Raw genomic sequence first — 18,547 nt, 5'->3', positions numbered from 1 at the left:
GCTGCTCATGACGAATACGCCGAGTTCTCTTCGACGTACCCGTGTGAGAGGTCCGTCGTACGGATGGATGCGGTGTGCTCGCCGACGCCGAGTTCGATGGTGAGGTCGATGTCGCCACCCGACAGGTCCACCTCACGGGCACCGGGCGCGCCGACGCCATCGATACAGACCGGATTGCCGTTGAACGACACCGCGATCCGGTCCGGGTCGAGAGTGATCGGCGCGATGCCCACGGCGGCCAGCACCCGACCCCAGTTGGGATCGGAGCCGAACAGCGCGGTCTTGACGAGGCTGTCGCGGGCGACGCCGCGGGCCGCGATGAGGGCGTCCTGCTCGGACGCGGCGCCGTTGACGGTGACCCGGACCCGCTTGGTGACGCCCTCCGCGTCGGCCATCATCTGCTCGGCCAGGTCGTCGCAGACCGCGAGCACGGCTGCATTGAGCTCGTCCTGCGACGGCGCCACGTTGCTGGCACCGGACGAAAGCAGCAGCACGGTGTCGTTGGTGGAGGCCGCGCCGTCCACGTCGAGCCGATCGAACGTCATGCGCGTCGCGTGCCGCAACGCCTCGTCGAGTTGTTCGGCGGTCGCGACGGCGTCGGTGGTGAGGACGCAGAGCATCGTGGCAAGGGACGGCGCGAGCATGCCCGCGCCCTTCGCCATGCCGCCGACCTTCCACTTGCCGCCGTGGTGCAGCGCAACCTGCTTCGGAACGGTGTCCGTGGTCATGACCGCGTGTGCGGCGTCAGTGCCACCGGAGATCCCGCCGGCCAACTCGTGCACGATCGCGGTGACACCTGCGAGGACCTTGTCCATCGGCAACCGGTCCCCGATCAGTCCGGTCGAGCAGACAGCCACCTCTATCGCCCCGGTCTCGGTGCCCCAGTCGCTGAGCGACGCGGCGACTTGCTCGGCTGTCTTGTGGGCGTCCTGGAAGCCGGGAGCCCCTGTGCACGCGTTCGCGCCGCCCGAGTTGAGGACGACGGCCCGCAAACGTCCGGTGGTGAGCACCTGCTGCGACCACAGGACGGGAGCCGCCTTGACCTTGTTGGCGGTGAACACCCCCGCGGCGGCGAGCTCGGGGCCCTCGTTGAAGACGAGTGCGAGGTCGGACTTACCGTTGGCCTTGATCCCCGCCGTGATACCTGCGGCACGGAATCCGGCGGGCGCGGTGACACCCTGGGTGCGGAGCAGTTGGCCGCCGGCGATTTCGGTGATACCGGTCCCGGCTGTAGAGGATGATGCGGATTCGGTGGTCACGGAGCAACTCCCACGGTCGAGAGACCATCGGTCTCGGGCAGGCCCAGGGCCAGGTTCATGGATTGAACGGCACCCCCGGCAGTGCCCTTGGTGAGATTGTCGATCGCGGCGATCGCGACGAGGAGTCCGGCGTCGGCGTCGACCGTCACGGCGATTTGCACGGCGTTGGATCCGACGACGGCACCGGTCTGCGGTAGCTGTCCCTCCGGTAGCACGTGCACGAACGGCTCGTCCGCGTACGCCTTCTCGTACACCGTCCGGATCTCGTCGGCGGACGCGGTGGTGGGCGCGGTGCACGTCGCGAGGATGCCGCGCGGCATCGGCGCCAGGACCGGCGTGAACGACACCGTCACGTCGGTGCCGGCGATCGCCGACAGGTTCTGCTTGATCTCGGGGGTGTGCCGATGGGCGCCGCCGACGCCGTAGGCCCGGACTGAGCCCATCACCTCCGAACCGAGCAGATCAGCCTTGGGGGCTCTTCCTGCGCCGGTCGTTCCGCTGACCGCGACGATGGTCACCCTCGGCTCGACGATGCCTGCGGTAACCGCCGGGGCGAGCGCCAGCGACGACACCGTCGGGTAGCAGCCGGGCACCGCGATCCGGGTGGCACCGACGAGTTTGTCCCGGCCGCCCGGCAGTTCGGGCAGGCCGTACGGCCAGCTGCCGGCGTGGGGGCTCTTGTAGTACTTCTCCCAGTCGTCGGAGTCGGTCAGCCTGAAGTCGGCCCCGCAGTCGATGATCACGGTGGACTCGGCGAGTTGCTCGGCGATCTCCGCGGAGTTGCCGTGCGGCAGTCCGAGGAACACGACGTCGTGACCGGATAGGGTCTCTATGTCGGTCTGTCCGAGGACGCGGTCCGCGAGCGGCAGTAGGTGCGGATGGTGTGAGCCGAGCGTGGTGCCGGCGTTCCCGCCGGCGGTCAGTGCCCCGATCACCAGCGAGCCGTCCCGGTAAGCGGGGTGACCGAGCAGCAGGCGCAGGATCTCGCCGCCCGCGTACCCACTCGCCCCTGCGAGCGCGACCTTGATCGGCGACCGGTTGCCGGCCGCTGAAGCACCAGAGTCTCCAGAAGTACCCATGCGGATGATTATGCACCATCGTGCAAACTAATTCATCCCCGGGTGGTTCTGGTCGTCCGACGACGCGTGCCGGATCGACATCGCAACGAGGAACGGGTCTTGACGGGCGCCGTTGCCCATCGCACGATCGCGTTCTACTGTCACCAGCAAGAAGTGAATTCTGATTCATTACTTTGTGGAAGGGCTCGAGAATGACGACAGTCAACGACCAGGCGGGCACCGCGCCGCGCGGCCACCGAACCCATGAGGTGTTCAATCAGGCGCCCCCACGCGTAGGCGTTAACGAGTTCACGAGCAACACCCCACTCGTCGAGGGGGTCGCCCGGTACGACGCCGAGTGGGCGGCCGCACACCTGTCCGAGGTGGGCGCTCTCGTCGGCACCGCCGAGTTCCAGCATGCCGCCGAACTCGCCAACACCGAGCTCCCCCGCCTCCATTCGCACGATCGCTACGGCCACCGCATCGACGAGGTCGAGTACCACCCCGCCTACCACCAGGTGATCTCGGCCGCGGTCAAGCACGGTGCACACACGTCCGCCTGGGCCGAGCCTCGTGCCGGCGCGAACGTCGCTCGCGCCGCGACGTTCATGCTGTTCGGACAGATCGAGCCGGGTCACGGTTGCCCGATCTCGATGACCCACTCCGTGGTGCCGTCGCTGATGCTCGCGCCTGAGCTCGCCGAGCGTTGGCTGCCCCGGTTGTACTCGCGGGGCTACGACGGGGCCCTCGCCGCGCCCGGCGACAAGCCCGGCGTGCTGTTCGGGATGGCGATGACCGAGAAGCAGGGCGGCTCAGACGTCCGCGCGAACACCACTACGGCCGAACCGCTCTCGGACGGCATGTATGCCCTGACCGGACACAAGTGGTTCTGCTCGGCCCCGATGTCCGACGCCTTCCTGGTCCTCGCGCAGACGCAGGAGCGGAGCCCGCGGAGCGACCGGACACACGAGCGGAGCGACCAGACAGCACAGCTGGGGCTGTCCTGCTTCCTGGTGCCGCGGGTGCTCGAGGACGGCACCCGCAACGTTTTCCGGATCCAGCGGCTCAAGGACAAGCTCGGCAACAAGTCGAATGCCTCGTCCGAGATCGAGCTCGACGGGACGATCGGCCACCTCGTCGGCGAGCCCGGGCGGGGCGTGCGCACGATCATCGAGATGGTCGCGCGGACCCGGCTCGACTGCGTGTACGGATCGGCGGCCGGGATGCGTCAATCGGTCGCCGAGGCGCTCTGGCATGTACGGCACCGGTCCGCGTTCGGCGCGACGCTCGTCGATCAGCCTGCGATGACCGCCGTCGTCGCGGACCTCGCCCTCGAATCGGAGGCGGCGACGGCGACGGCGCTGCGCCTGGCCCGCGCCCACGACGACGACGCCTCCGATTCGGAGAAGGCGTTTCGCCGCTTGGCGACGGCGGTGAGTAAGTACTGGATCTGCAAGCGCGGCCCGCACCACGCCTACGAATCGCTCGAGTGCCTCGGCGGTAACGGATACACGGAGGCGTTCCCGCTGGCCCGCCGGTATCGGGAGCAGCCGGTCATGGCGGTGTGGGAGGGGTCGGGCAATGTCATCGCCCTCGACGTCCTGCGTGCGATGACCCGCGAGCCCGAGACGGTTTCGGCCTTCGACGCCGAGCTGAACCTGGCCCGCGGCGCGTCATCGTTGTTCGACGCTCACCTCGATCGGGTGCACGCAATGCTCGCCGAGCTCGCCACGCTCGAGCCGGCGGCCGCGCAACAGCGGGCGCGCCCGGTCGCTGCAGCGATGGCGCTCGGGCTGCAGGGTTCGCTACTGCTGCGGGAGGCACCGAACCCGGTCGCGGAGGCGTTCATCAGCGCGCGACTGGGCGCCGACCGGGACCTCGAGTACGGATCCCTGCCCGCCGGAACCGATTTCGCTGCGATCCTCGAACGACACTGAGCCTCGAACGGCACTGACGGTTGGGCGGCCTAGTGCTCGTCCTTCATCGACCGGCGGATCTCGTCGAGCTTGTCATGGGCGGCCTTCTCCCGCGCCTGCCACTTCTCCTCGACGTCCCGCCCGGCCCGACTGCCCCGTTCGAGTTCCTCCGAGCCGAGGGCGGTCCCGAAGCGTTCCTCGATACGGTCTCGAACCCGCTCGAAGGTCGGGACGCCGCCATCGGTGTAGTCGGGGGCGGTGTGGCCGGAGCCGGGCACCGTACCGCTCGCCGTCGTCAGCGGCGGCGGAATTTCGGGGGGTACGGCCGGCCGCGTCGGGTCCGGCGGGTAGTCGGGGCCGAGCCCGCTCGCCGACAGGGCGGCGGCGGCCGCGTGTACCGGCGACAGACCCGGACGCTCGGCCGTCGTCACCAGCACTATTGCCAGCAGGTCCGCATCGGAGAGCTGGCGCAACCGCGCAAGCACGTCGCCCGATCCACTTCCCGTTTCGACCATGAGAGACTCCTCCCGGTACGCCTTCCAGGCTACCGAGAAGAGCGCCTCATCGGCTCATCACGACCCGTGTCGCGGACTATCCACGCAGGACGGCCCCGACGGCGTCCGCCGCTGCGGCCACTGCGGCGTCACGGGCGGCACTCGCCTCGTCCTCTGTCAGCGTGCGGTCGGCACCACGGAACCGCAGCGCGAAGGCAAGCGACTTGCGCCCCTCGCCGACCTGCTCGCCCTCGAACACGTCAAACAGGCGGATGTCCTCGAGGAGTTCACCGCCACCGCTTCGCAACGCCGCCTCGACCGCGGCCGACGGCACCGAGCTGTCGACAACCACGGCGACGTCCTGCAGGACCGCCGGGAACGGCGAAATCTGTGGGGCGGGAAGGCCTTCGACGACGGGTAGGGCATCGAGGTCGATCTCGACCGCACACGAGCGTGCTGGCAGACCGGAACGCTCGAGCACCGCTGGATGGAGTTCACCGGCGTGTCCGACGACGGTGCCGTCGAACACGACCTCCGCGCACCGGCCCGGGTGCCACGGCAGGTACTGCGCCGCCCGCAATTCGAGCGTGACGCCGGCAGCAGCAGCGATCGTCCGGACCGCGGCGAAGGCGTCGGTCGTGTCAGCCGGACGTCCCGGCCCCCAGGGCCCGGACGGCTCGCGCCGGCCGGACAGGACGATGGCGACGTGCAGCGGCTGTGCCGGCAGCGACCTGAGCAGCTCGGCGATCTGCTCCTCGGACGGACGACGATCCACCGGCAGCACCTCGACCGGTTTGGTGTCCGGACCCGGCAGCACCACCTGCGCGATGCCGTACAGCGACAGGTCTCGCTGACCACGAGAGGCGTTGCGCGCCAGTACTTCCAACATGCCGGGAAGCAAAGTCGTCGCCAGCTCCGGCCGATCCGACTCGAGTGGGTTGAGCACCTTGGTGGTGGTACGACGCGGGTCCTCGGCGTCGAGACCCCACGTGTCGAACACGGCGTGTGGCAGGAACACCGGCGGCGGAACCTCGACGTAGCCCGAGGCGGCCAGCATCCGTCCGACAGCGCGGCGACGGCGCTGCTGCGGGGTCAGGCCACGGCCGGCCGGGGCGTGAGGAAGCACGGAGGGGATCTGCTCGAGACCTTCGAGCCGCAGCACTTCCTCGACCAGATCGGCGGGCTGCACCAGGTCGGGGCGCCACGACGGCGGCGTCACGACCAGCTGGCCGTGCCCGGTTTCGCTGACACCGACCTCGACCGTGCAGCCGATCTGCGTAAGGCGCCGTGCCGCGGTCCCGTTCGGGTACGCCACGCCGGCGACCCGGTCCGGCAGGTCGATGTCCATCCGGATCTGCCCAGAGGGCGCAACGGCGCCGACATCGGTGAGGACGGGTTCGATCGTGCCGCCGGCGATCTCGACGATCAGAGCGGCGGCACGGTCCAGCGCCGGCACGGCGATCTCGGGATCGACGACACGCTCGTACCGCTTGCTGGCCTCACTGATCAGCTTGTGGCGTCGCGACGTCTTGAAGACCGCGAGCGGATCCCACGTGGCCGACTCGAGGAGGATGTCGGTGGTCCCGTCGTGGACCTCGGTGGCGGCACCACCCATGACGCCGGCCAGCGAGATGACCCCGGAGTCGTCAGCGATGACGACGTCCTCGGGATCGAGGGCACGTTCGATCTCGTCGAGCGTGGTCAGCTTCTCCCCCGCCTTCGCACGACGCACCACGAGTCCGCCCTGCACCTTGGCCGCGTCGAACGCGTGCAGCGGTTGGCCGAGCTCGAGTAGGACGTAGTTCGTCACGTCGACGGCGGGCGAGATCGGGCGCACACCGGACATCAGCAGGCGCCGCTGCAGCCACCACGGGCTGACTGCTTTCGGATCGATGCCAGTGATCCTGCGCACTGTGAAGCGACTCGCCTTGGACTCCGGTACGAGCTGGACTGGCCACGCCTCACCGCCGTCGGACGGCAATGCCGGCACTGCGGCCGGGTCCGTGAACTCGAGATCGAATCCGCAGGCGAGCTCCCGGGTCAGGCCGCGCACCGAGAAGCAGTAGCCACGGTCGGGCGTGATGTTGAGTTCGATCACGGTGTCGTCGAGTCCCAACACCTCGTTGGCATCAGTCCCCGGGTCGGCAGTATCCGGCTCGAGGACGAGGATGCCCGAGTGGTCCTTGCCGATGCCCAGCTCCGCCACCGAGCAGATCATGCCGTTGGAGACCTTGCCGTACGTCTTGCGGGACGAGATGGCGAAACCGCCCGGCAGCACCGAGCCCGGCAGAGCGACGACGACGAGATCACCCTCGGCGAAGTTCCGGGCGCCGCACACGATCTCCTGCGGCGCGCCGGCGCCGACATCCACCTTGCAGAAGCGGATGGGCTTCTTGAACTCGGTGAGCTCGGTGATCTCGACGACCTGACCGACGACCAGGCTCCCGGTCACGGGCTCGAGCGGATCGACTTCCTCGACCTCCAGCCCGACACGGACGAACCCGGCGTCGAGTTCGTCAGCGGTCACCTGCCAGTCGGGCGTCGCCCGCTGCAGGATCTCGGTCAACCACGATTGCGCTACTCGCACGTCTACTCAGCTCTCTCGCTCGTGAGTCGGGACTCAGGTCGGGGTCTGCTCGGCAGGCTCCACGCCTAGGCCTGCACACCGAACGGCAGGGTGAAACGCACATCGCCCTCGACCATGTCGCGCATGTCGGGGATGCCGTTGCGGAACTGCAGTGTCCGCTCGAGGCCCATGCCGAAGGCGAAACCGGAGTATTCGTCGGGGTCGATTCCACACGCACGCAGCACGTTCGGGTTCACCATGCCGCAGCCTCCCCACTCGACCCAGCCGGCGCCGCCCTTCTTGTTCGGGAACCACACGTCCACCTCGGCAGACGGTTCGGTGAACGGAAAGTAGTTGGGGCGCATACGCGTCCGCGTCTCGGGTCCGAACAGTGCCCGAGCGAAGGCGTCGAGCGTGCCACGGAGGTGCGCCATGGTCAGGCCCTTGTCCACCGCGAGACCCTCGATCTGGGAGAAGACCGGCGTGTGAGTGGCGTCGAGCTCGTCGGTCCTGAAAGTGCGCCCCGGGCACACGACGTAGATCGGGATCTCACGCGAGAGCATCGTGCGCACCTGCACCGGGGACGTGTGGGTGCGCAGCACCTGACGCGACCCCTCGGGCGCGATGTGGAAGGTGTCCTGCATCGTGCGGGCGGGATGGTCAGGCAGGAAGTTGAGGGCGTCGAAGTTGAAGTGCTCGGTCTCGACCTCGGGCCCCTCGGCGACCTCCCAACCCATGCCGACGAACACGTCGGCGACCTGCTCGGAGATGATCGTGATCGGGTGGCGAGCACCTTCGTGCCGACGGTCCGATGGCAGGGTCACGTCGATGGCTTCGGCGACCAGTACCGCCGCGTCGCGCTCGGCGAGCAGGATCTCGCGCCGCGCGTCGAACGCGGTTGTGACGCGGGTACGGGCGACGTTGACCCGCTTCCCGGCTTCGGCGCGCTCCTCCTTCGGCAGCGCGCCCAACCCACGCCTAGCGAGCGCGATAGGCGCCTTGTCGCCCAGATGCTCGATCTTGGCCGTGGCGAGTTCGTCGAGATTCGCAGCCGCACCGAACGCCTTCTCGGCGGCGAGAGCCGCCGAATTCAGCGACTCCTCGGTGAGCGCGTTCGAATCGACAGTGGGCGGGGCACCGCCCTCATTCTTAGCCACGACCGGTGCAACTCCTCATCTATCTCGCGATCTGTTCGACTAGCTACCGATGCACTACCGCACGGGGCACAACACTCGAATCCTAGGCGATCGGCTGGCGACGATTCGACCACGCTCGACGGACCCCGTCACGAGCGTCGGTGCTGGACGCGGGCGCTGGCATACAGGCAGATGGACGCCGCGGTCGCCAGGTTGAAGCTTTCGGCGCGGCCCCGGATCGGGATCCGCACCCTGTGATCGGCCCGCGCCGCCACCGCTGCATCGAGACCGTGGGCCTCGTTCCCGAACAGCCACGCAGTGGGGGCGGCAAGCAGGTTGTCGGCGTCGTCGAGGCTCACCTCGCCGTCCGCGGCCGTCGCGAGGATCTGGATCCCAGAATCCGTCAACGCATCGAGGACGGCGCCGGTGTCGCGCTCACGCACGATCGGGAGGTGGAAGAGGCTTCCGGCAGAGGACCGCACGCACTTGCCGTTGTGGGGGTCGACGCTGTCACCAGCGAGTATGGCCCCATCGGCGCCGACAGCGTCGGCTACCCGGATCACCGTCCCAGCGTTGCCCGGTTCGGCGATCGCGACAGGCACGGCCAGGAGGCGCGCGTCCGGGGTGAGCGCCCGCTCGAGCGGAACGTCCAGCAGGTCGCACACAGCAACGACCCCCGGCGGGGTGACAGTGTCGCTCATCGACCGGATCGCGCGCTCGGTGACGAGCGACGTCGCGATCCCTGCGCTGCGCGCAGTACGGATCAGCTCCTGGTACCGACCGGCCGCGGACTCAGTGAAGAACACCTCATGCACCGTTGTGGAGGCGAGCGCCTCGAGGACGGAGTTCTCCCCTTCGGCGAGGAATCGCCCCGCCTTCCTGCGCTCCGGGCCACGCAGGAGCTTGCCAGCAGAAACGACCCGTGGAGTCCGCTCGGTGAACGGGTCCACGGGTCGAATCCGGAACTGCTCACTCAGGCTGCTTCCCCGGCGGGGGCGTTGACGTCGGCCGGCAGAGCTGCCTTCGCGACCGCCACCAGGCCGGCGAACGCCTCGGCGTCGGAGACCGCCAGTTCGGCAAGGATCTTGCGGTCAACCTCGACACCCGCAGCCTTGAGGCCCTGGATGAAGCGGTTGTAGGTGATGTCGTTGGCGCGAGCTGCGGCGTTGATGCGAGCGATCCACAGCTTGCGGAAGTCGCCCTTGCGCTGACGACGGTCCCGGTAGGCGTAGGTCATCGAGTGGAGCTGCTGCTCCTTGGCCTTGCGGTACAGGCGCGAACGCTGTCCCCGGTAGCCGCTCGAGGCCTCGAGAATCGAACGACGCTTCTTCTGGGCGTTAACCGCCCTCTTTACGCGTGCCACTGCAAAATCCTGTCAATCTGTCGGGGCGACGGACGCGCCCCTTGCGGTCAAGGAGGGGAAGAGCTCAGATTCCGAGCAGACGCTTGACGCGTGGAACGTCCTGGTCGCTGACGACGGTCTTGCCGTCGAGGCGGCGAGTCACGCGCGAGCTCTTGTGCTCGAGAAGGTGGCGACGTCCGGCCTTCTGGCGCAGGATCTTTCCACTACCGGACACCTTGAATCGCTTCGCGGTGCCGCTGTGGGTCTTCGACTTAGGCATGGGTCCTCAGTTCTTGTGTGTTGCGTATTCGGTCTTGCGTGGGGTGATCGGGCTAGCTGCTCGACGACGGAGCCGCGTCGCCGTCGCCCGCCTCGGGCTTCGGCCGCGCTGCCCGGGCGCCTTCCTGGGCCTTCGCGCGCGTCTTCGCGCCCTTGTGCGGAGCGAGCACCATCGTCATGTTGCGGCCGTCCTGCTTCGCGGAGGTTTCCACGAATCCCAGGTCGGCGACGTCGGCACCGAGGCGCTGCAGCAGCCGGAACCCGAGTTCGGGCCTGGACTGCTCGCGACCGCGGAACATGATCGTGACCTTCACCTTCGATCCGGCCTCGAGGAAGCGGATGACGTTCCGCTTCTTGGTCTCGTAGTCGTGATCGTCGATCTTCGGACGGAGCTTCTGCTCCTTGATCACGGTCTGCTGCTGGTTCTTCCTCGACTCGCGCGCCTTCTGCGCCGTCTCGTACTTGAACTTGCCGTAGTCCATGATCTTGCAGACCGGCGGACGGGCATCGGGGGCCACCTCGACCAGGTCCAGGTCGGCCTCGAGTGCGACACGAAGCGCATCCTCGACACGCACGATCCCAACCTGCTCACCACCCGGTCCGATGAGGCGAACCTCCGGAACTCGGATGCGCTCGTTGATGCGGGTCTCGGTGCTGATGGGGCCTCCTAGGTAGTGCGGTGCAGTCCATTTGTGACCGCGCCGCAGCCCGTGCGCCCGCATCCCCAACAAGAAAGCCCCGCGTCGGTGAGAACTCACCGTGCGGGGCCCGATGTCGACCGGTGCGATGCCAGATCCCAGGTTCGGACCTGCCACCCCTTCATTCGAAGGAGCCACCCGGAGTAACGTCCTGGTGGCGACCGGACCACTGAACTGCACCATCCGGTGCCGCGCAGAGGTGGGAGTCGGACTCCACTTTGCTGCCCTGGCCAGAGTCCAGGGCGGTCGTGACGTACAGCCTAACATTTGTCGGCCGGTCCATCGAATCGCCGCCGCCCTCGCCACCCGGCCGCTTCCACGGAATATAGCGGTGCAATCCTGGCAGCATGACGCAGAACCCAGACCCGATCGAATCCGCATCGCACGCCGACGCCGACCTCGCCGACGTGCGGGATCTCGCCGACGTTCCTGCCATCGAGGTCATCAGTCGCGCCGCCGTCATGCTCATGAGTTCGGCTGCCGAGAAGCTGGGCCTGTCCGATCCCGAACCCGCCAACAGCCCCCACCTCGACCTCGACGAGGCACGGCGGCTGATCACCGCGCTCGCCGGCCTCGTCACCGCGTCCGTGGAGTATCTCGGCCCGCACGCCGGGCCGATCCGGGAAGGACTGCAGGCCCTGCAGCGCGCGTTCCGCGAGACGTCCGCACATCCGGACGAGCCCGGCAAGGGTCCCGGCGAGAAGTACACCGGACCCGTGTACTGAGTTGGCCACCCCGGCTCGTTGCCGGCCTGGCCGCGCTATCCGACCGCGGCCGCCTTCTTGGCCCGCTTACGCGGTGCGGTGCCCGCCTTGCCCGCCGAGATCTTTCGAGACACGGCCCCGTTTCCGGAGACCGTCGGCGTCGGCAGGACTTCCTTCAGGAATCGCCCGGTGAAGCTGTCCGGAACGGCTGCAACATCTTCCGGCGTACCCTCGGCGACCACGGTGCCGCCACCGGAGCCACCTTCGGGGCCCATGTCGATGATCCAGTCGGATGTCTTGATGACGTCGAGGTTGTGCTCGATGACGATGACGGTGTTGCCCTTGTCGACGAGCCCGCCGACCACCTTGAGCAGCTTGCGAATGTCCTCGAAGTGCAGGCCCGTTGTGGGTTCGTCGAGGACGTAGACGGTTCGCCCGGTCGACCGCTTCTGCAGTTCCGCCGCCAGCTTGACGCGCTGCGCCTCACCGCCCGAGAGTGTCGGCGCCGGCTGCCCCAGGCGAACGTAGCCGAGCCCGACCTCCACCAGCGTCGCCAGGTAGCGGTAGATGGATGTCACTGGCTCGAAGAACTCGGCTGCCTCCTCGATCGGCATGTCGAGGACCTCGGCGATGGTCTTTCCCTTGTAGTGGACCTCGAGCGTCTCACGGTTGTACCGAGCCCCGTGGCACACCTCGCACGGCACGTACACGTCCGGCAGGAAGTTCATCTCGATCTTCAGTGTCCCGTCGCCCGAGCAGGCCTCGCAACGACCGCCCTTGACGTTGAACGAGAAGCGGCCCGGCTGATAACCCCGGACCTTCGCTTCGGTGGTTGCAGCGAACAGGGTGCGAATCTTGTCGAACACGCCCGTGTAGGTCGCCGGGTTGGACCGAGGCGTCCGACCGATCGGCGACTGGTCGACCTGGACCAGTTTGTCGAGCTGGTCGAGTCCGTTGATCCGGGTGTGCCGACCGGGCACCTGGCGGGCACCATTGAGCTTGTTGGCCATCACGGTGGCCAGGATGTCGTTGACGAGGGTCGACTTCCCCGAACCCGATACACCGGTGACCGCAGTCAGCACCCCGAGCGGGAAGTTGACGTCGATCCCCTTCAGGTTGTTCTCGCGGGCACCGACGACGGTGACCCGCCGCTTGCGGTCGGCGGCGCGACGCTCGGCCGGGACCTCGATCGTGCTCCGACCGGAAAGGTATGCACCGGTGAGCGACTCGGCATTGGCGAGGAGCTCCTCGTACGGTCCGCTGTGGACCACGCGGCCGCCGTGTTCACCCGCGAGCGGGCCGATGTCGACCACCCAGTCCGAGGTTCGGATGGTGTCCTCGTCGTGCTCGACCACGATGAGCGTGTTGCCGAGATCGCGTAGGCGCGTGAGGGTTTCGATGAGGCGGCGGTTGTCACGCTGGTGCAACCCGATGGACGGCTCGTCCAGAACGTATAGGACGCCGACCAGCCCGGAGCCGATCTGCGTCGCGAGGCGGATGCGCTGGGCCTCGCCACCGGACAGTGTGCCGGCCGCACGGGCCAGCGACAGGTAATCGAGGCCGACGTCGAGCAGGAACCCCAAGCGTGCCTGGACCTCCTTGAGAACCTGTCCGGCGATGGCTTCTTCGCGGGCACCGAGAGTCAGGCTGTTCAGGAACGCCGAGCACTCAGCGATGGACAGCTCACACACCTGGGCGATCGACTTGTGCCCATACGTCTCCGACGAGATCGAAACGGACAGGATCTCCGGGCGTAGACGTGCGCCATTGCATGCGGGACACGGGACGTCACGCATGTAGCCGTCGTAACGTTCCTTCATCTGCTCGGACTCGGTCTGCTCGAGCCGGCGGTGCAAGAAGGGCATGACGCCCTCGAACTCGGCGTAGTACGAGCGGGTGCGACCGTAGCGGTTCTTGTACTTCACATGCACCTGCTCGGCGCTGCCCTCGAGGATCGCCTTGCGGGCCTTCGCGGGCAGCTTGTTCCACGGCGTGATCATGTCGAAGCCCATGACGTCACCGAGACCGGACAGCAGGCGACCGAAGTACTCGGAACTCTGCCCCATGGACCATGGCGCGATCGCACCGTCCGCGAGCGACACCTCCGGATCCGGGACCACGAGGTCGGGGTCGACCTCCTTCCGGATGCCCAACCCCGTGCACTCGGGGCACGCACCGTACGGCGAGTTGAACGAGAATGAGCGTGGCTCGAGATCGTCGATCGACAGCGGGTGCGCGTTGGGGCACGCGAGCTTCTCGGAGAACCGACGCTCGCGATCAGGGGCGTCCTCGTCACGGTCGACGAAGTCGAGGACGACGATTCCGTCGGCGAGCCGCAACGCGGTTTCGACCGAATCGGTGAGCCGCTGCTTGGCGCTCGCCTTCACCGAGAGACGGTCGACGACCACTTCGATATCGTGCTTCTCCTGCTTCTTCAGCTTCGGCGGGTCGGTGAGCGGGTGCACCACGCCATCGACACGTACCCGGGAGTACCCCTGAGTGTTGAGCTGCTCGAACAGGTCGACGAACTCGCCCTTGCGGGTGCGAACCACCGGCGCGAGCACCTGGAACCGGGTCCCCTCCTCCATATCGAGGACTTGGTCGACGATCTGCTGCGGCGTCTGCCGGGCGATCTGCTCCCCGCACACCGGGCAGTGCGCCGTGCCGGCCCGGGCGAACAGCAGTCGCAGGTAGTCGTAGACCTCGGTGATGGTGCCGACTGTCGAGCGCGGGTTCCGGTTGGTCGCCTTCTGGTCGATCGACACCGCAGGCGAGAGCCCCTCGATGAAGTCGACGTCGGGCTTGTCCATCTGGCCCAGGAACTGGCGCGCGTACGCCGACAGCGACTCGACATAGCGCCGCTGTCCCTCGGCGAAGATCGTGTCGAAGGCAAGACTGGACTTTCCGGACCCCGACAGACCGGTGAAGACGATCAGGCTGTCCCGGGGCAGATCGAGGTTGATCCCTCGCAGATTGTGCTCGCGTGCACCTTGCACGATCAGGCGGTCCGCCACACTGTTCCCTTCTCGGTTCGGCCATCGCCCGGACAGTCGACCGAGCGCAGCCATCGTAGGCGCGGGCACCGACAAACTCGCCTACCAGCAGACCTCGCGAGGATCGGCGGCCGTGACCGTCGGCACCACGAATCGACGGTAGCCTGCCGATCATGGAGCAGCAGCGCATCACCATCGACGACGACTACACCGGCGACCTCTCCGACAGTGACGCGGCGCAACGGCGGACCGTTCCCGGCGCCACGATCATCAAGATGTCCGTCGGCCCTATGGACAACAATACGTACCTGATCACGTGTTCCGAGACAGGCAGGTCGGTGCTCGTCGACGCCGCGAACGACGCCACCCGCATCCTGCAACTCGTCGAAGAGCAGGCCCCCCAGCTCGAACTGATCATCACGACCCACCAGCACCACGACCATTGGTTCGCACTCGCCGAAGTCGCCGAGAAGACGGGCGTACCCACCGCCGCGCATCCGCTGGACTCGGCAATCCTGTCGGTCCCGCCGACGCGCAGCCTCGAGGGCGGAGACACGGTGACCGTGGGCAATCTCCTGCTCGAGGTGATCCATCTGAGTGGACACACCCCCGGTGGCATCACACTCGCGCTCAAGGAGCAGGACGAGAACGGACGTGTCCACCTGTTCACCGGCGACTCGCTGTTCCCCGGCGGCGTCGGCAAGACCCCCGATGCCGAGCACTTCACGTCACTGATGAACGACGTCGAGGGCAAGTTGTTCGCCCGCTTCCCCGACGACACGGCCTTCTACCCCGGCCACGGTAAGGACTCCACCCTCGGTGCCGAACGTCCGCACCTCGCCGAATGGCGTGAGCGAGGCTGGTGACGGCACCTAAGCCGAACCCCGAGCCGAGCGCCTCGTCGGGCTGTCGGAATGTACTGCCAATCACTGTGTGGGGCAGGTGATCGTGCCGACCACGGTAGTCGGCGATCCTCTACCTCGATCGCCCTCTGACGCATTGATCATCGAAAACGCCACCGTGGATCTGTCATCGTTGGCGTAAGCGACGATGCTGTCCGGGTCAGGTGCCGGCATCTGGACATACGTGCCAGTCGAATCCGCGAAGGCCACTACGATCTGCGCGGTCCACTCGACCGCGCCTTCGAACTGCGGATCATCGAGGAGGAGCACGGAGAGGTGGTAGAAGTCTTCGGTCGGATAGTTGTCGACACCGGAGAACTCTTTCGCCACCTCAGTCGTGACGCTGTACGTCCACATCTTGTCGCTGGTGTCGTAGCCACACGACAGATCCGCTGGATCGTTGGTGACCGCCGTTCCGGACCACAGCCCGTCGAGCGTGAATCTCGCACCCGGCATCGTCGAGGCGGTGAGCTCAGGTACCTCAGGCAGTTCCCGCGGACCGGTAATGCCATTCCTCGAGAAGACCGCCGTGGATGCATCGGAGTATTGGTTGACCGCTTCCGCCGCGGAACATGCGCTGACGAGACCGAGCGTGAGAAACGCCATCCACACCCGGCGGTCGATCTTACGGCTCGTCATCGCGCGTCAGTATTGCACCGCAGTCTGCGCTCTCGTTCGCGTGGTCGATGCGACACCGCCAACCCGCACGGTTGCGCGCCGAGAAGGCGCTCGACGTTGCCCGAGAGGGGTAGGCGAATCCACGGCTGACCCGTGCAGGTCCCCCGGCCGTATCGAATGCCGGTGAGCTTCTCACCAGGCACCCTGCACGCAACGGCGCAACGCACTAAACTTCTCGGGCACTTTTGTGCTGGCCCATCCAAGTGAGGAGTCCTCTTGCCCGACGCCCGTCTGCACCCCGATCTCGAACATGAGCAGGGATACGTGTCGACGCTGTACGAGCGCCTCGACCACCTGCGCTCGTATGCAAAGAAGCGGCTCAGCGAGGTTCTCCTCCAGTCGGGCGGCACCCCGCAGGCGCGGAGCGAACGTGAGTCCTTCACCCGGATGTACACCGAGGATCTCGCACGCTACGACGCCGCCGAGAACGGATTGTGCTTCGGACGGATCGACGTCGAGGGCGGCAGCGAGCCGCATTACATCGGCCGGATCGGGATCCTCGACGAGGCGAACGACTACGAGACGCTGCTCCTCGACTGGCGGGCGCCCCTCGCTCGGCCGTTCTATCTTGCTACCCCGGCTGCGCCCGACGGCGTGACCCGCCGTCGACACATCCGCACCCGCAGCAGGCAGGTCACCGCGCTCAACGACGAGTATCTGGACCTGGCTGCGGCCGAGGCGAGCGGGGGCGACACCGGGGCCGGCGGTGTCGCGGGCGAGAGTGCCCTACTGGCCGCGCTCGAGGCCGCGCGCACGGGTCACATGCGCGACATCGTCGAAACGATCCAAAGCGAGCAGGACACCATCATTCGCTCGAACCACAAGAGCGTGCTCGTCGTGCAGGGCGGGCCGGGCACCGGGAAGACGGCGGTTGCGCTACACCGCGCGGCCTACCTGCTGTACACGTATCGGCAGCAGTTGGAGAAGTCCGGCGTGCTCATCATCGGCCCCAACGAGACGTTCCTCGACTACATCAGCCAGGTCCTGCCGTCGCTCGGAGAGACCGGAGTACTCCTGTCCACTATCGGCGATCTCTACCCAGGGGTGCGGGCCACGCGGGACGACTCGCTCGAGGCAAGCGAACTCAAGGGGTCGCTCTCGATGATCGACGTCCTGAAGAAAGCCGTCCGGGATCGGCAGGAGGTACCGAGCAAACCGCTAGAGCTTCGGTTCGACACCTATCCGCTCACGCTCGACAAGAAGATCGTCACCCGGGCGCGAGGGCGCGCCCGATCATCCCGGCGTCCTCACAACCTGGCGCGCCCGATCTTCGTCACCGCTGCGATCGAGGCGTTGGCCGACCAGCTGGCCGCGACGCTCGGCGCCAACATCGTCGACAGCGGGAATCTGCTCAGCCGTGACGACGTCGCCGACATCCGCGACGAGATGCGTGAGGACGCGTCGATCATGGGGACGCTCGACACGTTGTGGCCCGACCTGACACCCCAGCAGGTCCTCGCCGATCTGTTCGGCTCCCCTGAGCGACTCGCATCGGCCGCACCCGATCTCAGCGAGGACGAGCGAACGACTCTGCTGCGCCCAGAAGGGTTCGGATTCAGCGCAGCCGACGCACCGCTACTCGACGAGCTCGCCGAGTTGCTCGGAGTCGACGACGCCGCGGAACGCGAACGCGCGCAGCGCCGCTGGCGGGCCCAGATCGCCGAAGCGCAGGGCGCGCTCGACATTCTCACCGGTTCCGCACCGCAGGATCTCGAGGACGAACTCGACCCCGAGATCCTCATGGCATATGACCTGATCGACGCCAGCCAGCTCGCGGAGCGCCAGGACCACGGCCACCAATACACGACCGCCGAGCGCGCGGCGGCGGACCGGTCGTGGACCTACGGTCATGTCATCGTCGACGAGGCACAGGAGCTGTCGCAGATGGCCTGGCGAATGCTCATGCGGCGCATCCCGAATCGATGGATGACGTTGGTGGGCGACACCGCCCAGACGGGTGATCCGGCGGGCAGCTCGTCGTGGCAAGACGTGCTCGGACCCTATGTGGCTCAGCGCTGGAAGCTGACCGAGTTGACTGTGAACTACCGAACACCGGCCGAGATCATGGAGCTTGCACGCCGGGTACTCGAGGAGATCGACCCCGATCAGACCGTGCCCCGATCGGTTCGCGAATCCGGACTTGCACCATGGGCACAGTTCGTGGACGACTCGGGCATCCTCGAAGTGGTCCGACGCCGAGTCGCGGAGGAGACCGGGCCCGGCCTGACAGCCGTTCTCGCGGAGCACGACCAGGTCGAGCGCCTCGCCGACCTGCGTTCGGACTCGGTAAGTGTTCTGACCGTCAAGGACGCCAAGGGACTCGAGTTCGATTCGGTGATCGTCGTCGAACCGCAGGAAATTCTCGACGACTCGCCGCGCGGTATCAACGATCTGTACGTGGCACTGACCCGCGCCACCCAACGGCTCGGAATCGTGCACGCCCGGCCCCTGCCGGCCGTGCTCGCCTCGCTCGACGCGTCGGTGGTTCCGTCGCGAACCTAAAACCAGGCGAGAACTTGATC

At 67.2% G+C, this 18,547-nt stretch carries 16 protein-coding genes; 4 read left to right on the top strand and 12 right to left on the bottom strand.

The annotated features are described in order from the left end of the window. Window positions 1-5: 5 nt before the first annotated feature. From argJ to EGT50_RS17325, 3 genes are read right to left on the bottom strand one after another with little or no spacing between them, the layout of a single operon-like run. Window positions 6-1,217 (bottom strand): bifunctional glutamate N-acetyltransferase/amino-acid acetyltransferase ArgJ, encoded by a 1,212-nt coding sequence (argJ, locus tag EGT50_RS04380; protein ID WP_127951406.1) that lies wholly within the window; start codon window positions 1,215-1,217, stop codon window positions 6-8. Window positions 1,218-1,255: 38 nt separating this feature from the next. Next, window positions 1,256-2,338: an N-acetyl-gamma-glutamyl-phosphate reductase gene (argC, locus tag EGT50_RS04375; RefSeq protein ID WP_127951301.1), complete on the bottom strand. Its 1,083-nt coding sequence runs from the start codon at window positions 2,336-2,338 to the stop codon at window positions 1,256-1,258. 27 nt (window positions 2,339-2,365) lie between these two features. Beyond that, window positions 2,366-2,488, bottom strand: coding sequence for a hypothetical protein (locus tag EGT50_RS17325; RefSeq protein WP_268960652.1), 123 nt, complete (start codon window positions 2,486-2,488; stop codon window positions 2,366-2,368). 41 nt (window positions 2,489-2,529) lie between these two features. Between EGT50_RS17325 and EGT50_RS04370 the strand changes: the two genes are divergently transcribed. Next, the gene (locus EGT50_RS04370; protein ID WP_127951300.1) at window positions 2,530-4,254 is read left to right on the top strand and encodes an acyl-CoA dehydrogenase family protein; all 1,725 of its coding nucleotides are present in this window, start codon (window positions 2,530-2,532) and stop codon (window positions 4,252-4,254) included. 29 nt (window positions 4,255-4,283) lie between these two features. On the opposite strand, the gene EGT50_RS04365 is transcribed toward EGT50_RS04370, so the two are convergent. The 7 genes from EGT50_RS04365 to infC all read right to left on the bottom strand — a co-directional run bounded on the left by EGT50_RS04365 (window position 4,284) and on the right by infC (window position 10,772). Continuing rightward, a complete protein-coding gene (locus EGT50_RS04365; protein WP_127951299.1) occupies window positions 4,284-4,748 on the bottom strand; it encodes a PspA/IM30 family protein in 465 nt (154 codons plus the stop codon). Window positions 4,749-4,824: 76 nt separating this feature from the next. Further along, on the bottom strand, window positions 4,825-7,314 hold the full coding sequence (gene pheT / locus EGT50_RS04360; protein WP_127951298.1) for a phenylalanine--tRNA ligase subunit beta: 2,490 nt from the start codon (window positions 7,312-7,314) through the stop codon (window positions 4,825-4,827). 65 nt (window positions 7,315-7,379) lie between these two features. Next, window positions 7,380-8,450, bottom strand: coding sequence for a phenylalanine--tRNA ligase subunit alpha (gene pheS / locus EGT50_RS04355; RefSeq protein ID WP_127951297.1), 1,071 nt, complete (start codon window positions 8,448-8,450; stop codon window positions 7,380-7,382). Window positions 8,451-8,578: 128 nt separating this feature from the next. After that, window positions 8,579-9,379 carry a TrmH family RNA methyltransferase gene (locus tag EGT50_RS04350; RefSeq protein ID WP_127951296.1) on the bottom strand — a complete coding sequence of 267 codons (801 nt, stop codon included), beginning with the start codon at window positions 9,377-9,379 and terminating at the stop codon, window positions 8,579-8,581. A 23-nt stretch (window positions 9,380-9,402) separates the two neighbouring features. After that, entirely contained in the window at window positions 9,403-9,792 is a 390-nt protein-coding gene (gene rplT / locus EGT50_RS04345; protein ID WP_127951295.1) for a 50S ribosomal protein L20, read from the bottom strand. A gap of 64 nt (window positions 9,793-9,856) precedes the next feature. After that, entirely contained in the window at window positions 9,857-10,051 is a 195-nt protein-coding gene (gene rpmI / locus EGT50_RS04340; RefSeq protein ID WP_127951294.1) for a 50S ribosomal protein L35, read from the bottom strand. 52 nt (window positions 10,052-10,103) lie between these two features. After that, on the bottom strand, window positions 10,104-10,772 hold the full coding sequence (gene infC / locus EGT50_RS04335) for a translation initiation factor IF-3 (RefSeq protein WP_127951405.1): 669 nt from the start codon (window positions 10,770-10,772) through the stop codon (window positions 10,104-10,106). 323 nt (window positions 10,773-11,095) lie between these two features. Between infC and EGT50_RS04330 the strand changes: the two genes are divergently transcribed. Beyond that, entirely contained in the window at window positions 11,096-11,473 is a 378-nt protein-coding gene (locus EGT50_RS04330) for a DUF1844 domain-containing protein (RefSeq protein WP_127951293.1), read from the top strand. A 35-nt stretch (window positions 11,474-11,508) separates the two neighbouring features. On the opposite strand, the gene uvrA is transcribed toward EGT50_RS04330, so the two are convergent. Further along, entirely contained in the window at window positions 11,509-14,466 is a 2,958-nt protein-coding gene (gene uvrA, locus EGT50_RS04325; protein WP_127951292.1) for an excinuclease ABC subunit UvrA, read from the bottom strand. Between the two features lie 152 nt (window positions 14,467-14,618). On the opposite strand from uvrA, the gene EGT50_RS04320 reads away from it, so the two are divergent. Beyond that, on the top strand, window positions 14,619-15,311 hold the full coding sequence (locus EGT50_RS04320; RefSeq protein ID WP_127951291.1) for an MBL fold metallo-hydrolase: 693 nt from the start codon (window positions 14,619-14,621) through the stop codon (window positions 15,309-15,311). A gap of 60 nt (window positions 15,312-15,371) precedes the next feature. On the opposite strand, the gene EGT50_RS04315 is transcribed toward EGT50_RS04320, so the two are convergent. Further along, the gene (locus EGT50_RS04315) at window positions 15,372-15,986 is read right to left on the bottom strand and encodes a hypothetical protein (protein ID WP_127951290.1); all 615 of its coding nucleotides are present in this window, start codon (window positions 15,984-15,986) and stop codon (window positions 15,372-15,374) included. A gap of 255 nt (window positions 15,987-16,241) precedes the next feature. Between EGT50_RS04315 and EGT50_RS04310 the strand changes: the two genes are divergently transcribed. Next, window positions 16,242-18,527 (top strand): HelD family protein, encoded by a 2,286-nt coding sequence (locus tag EGT50_RS04310; protein WP_127951289.1) that lies wholly within the window; start codon window positions 16,242-16,244, stop codon window positions 18,525-18,527. Window positions 18,528-18,547 lie beyond the last annotated feature (20 nt).

It is taken from the genome of Rhodococcus xishaensis, from assembly GCF_004011825.1.
Classification (GTDB): Bacteria; Actinomycetota; Actinomycetes; order Mycobacteriales; family Mycobacteriaceae; genus Prescottella; species Prescottella xishaensis.
This window is presented reverse-complemented; position numbering and strand designations above follow the sequence as displayed.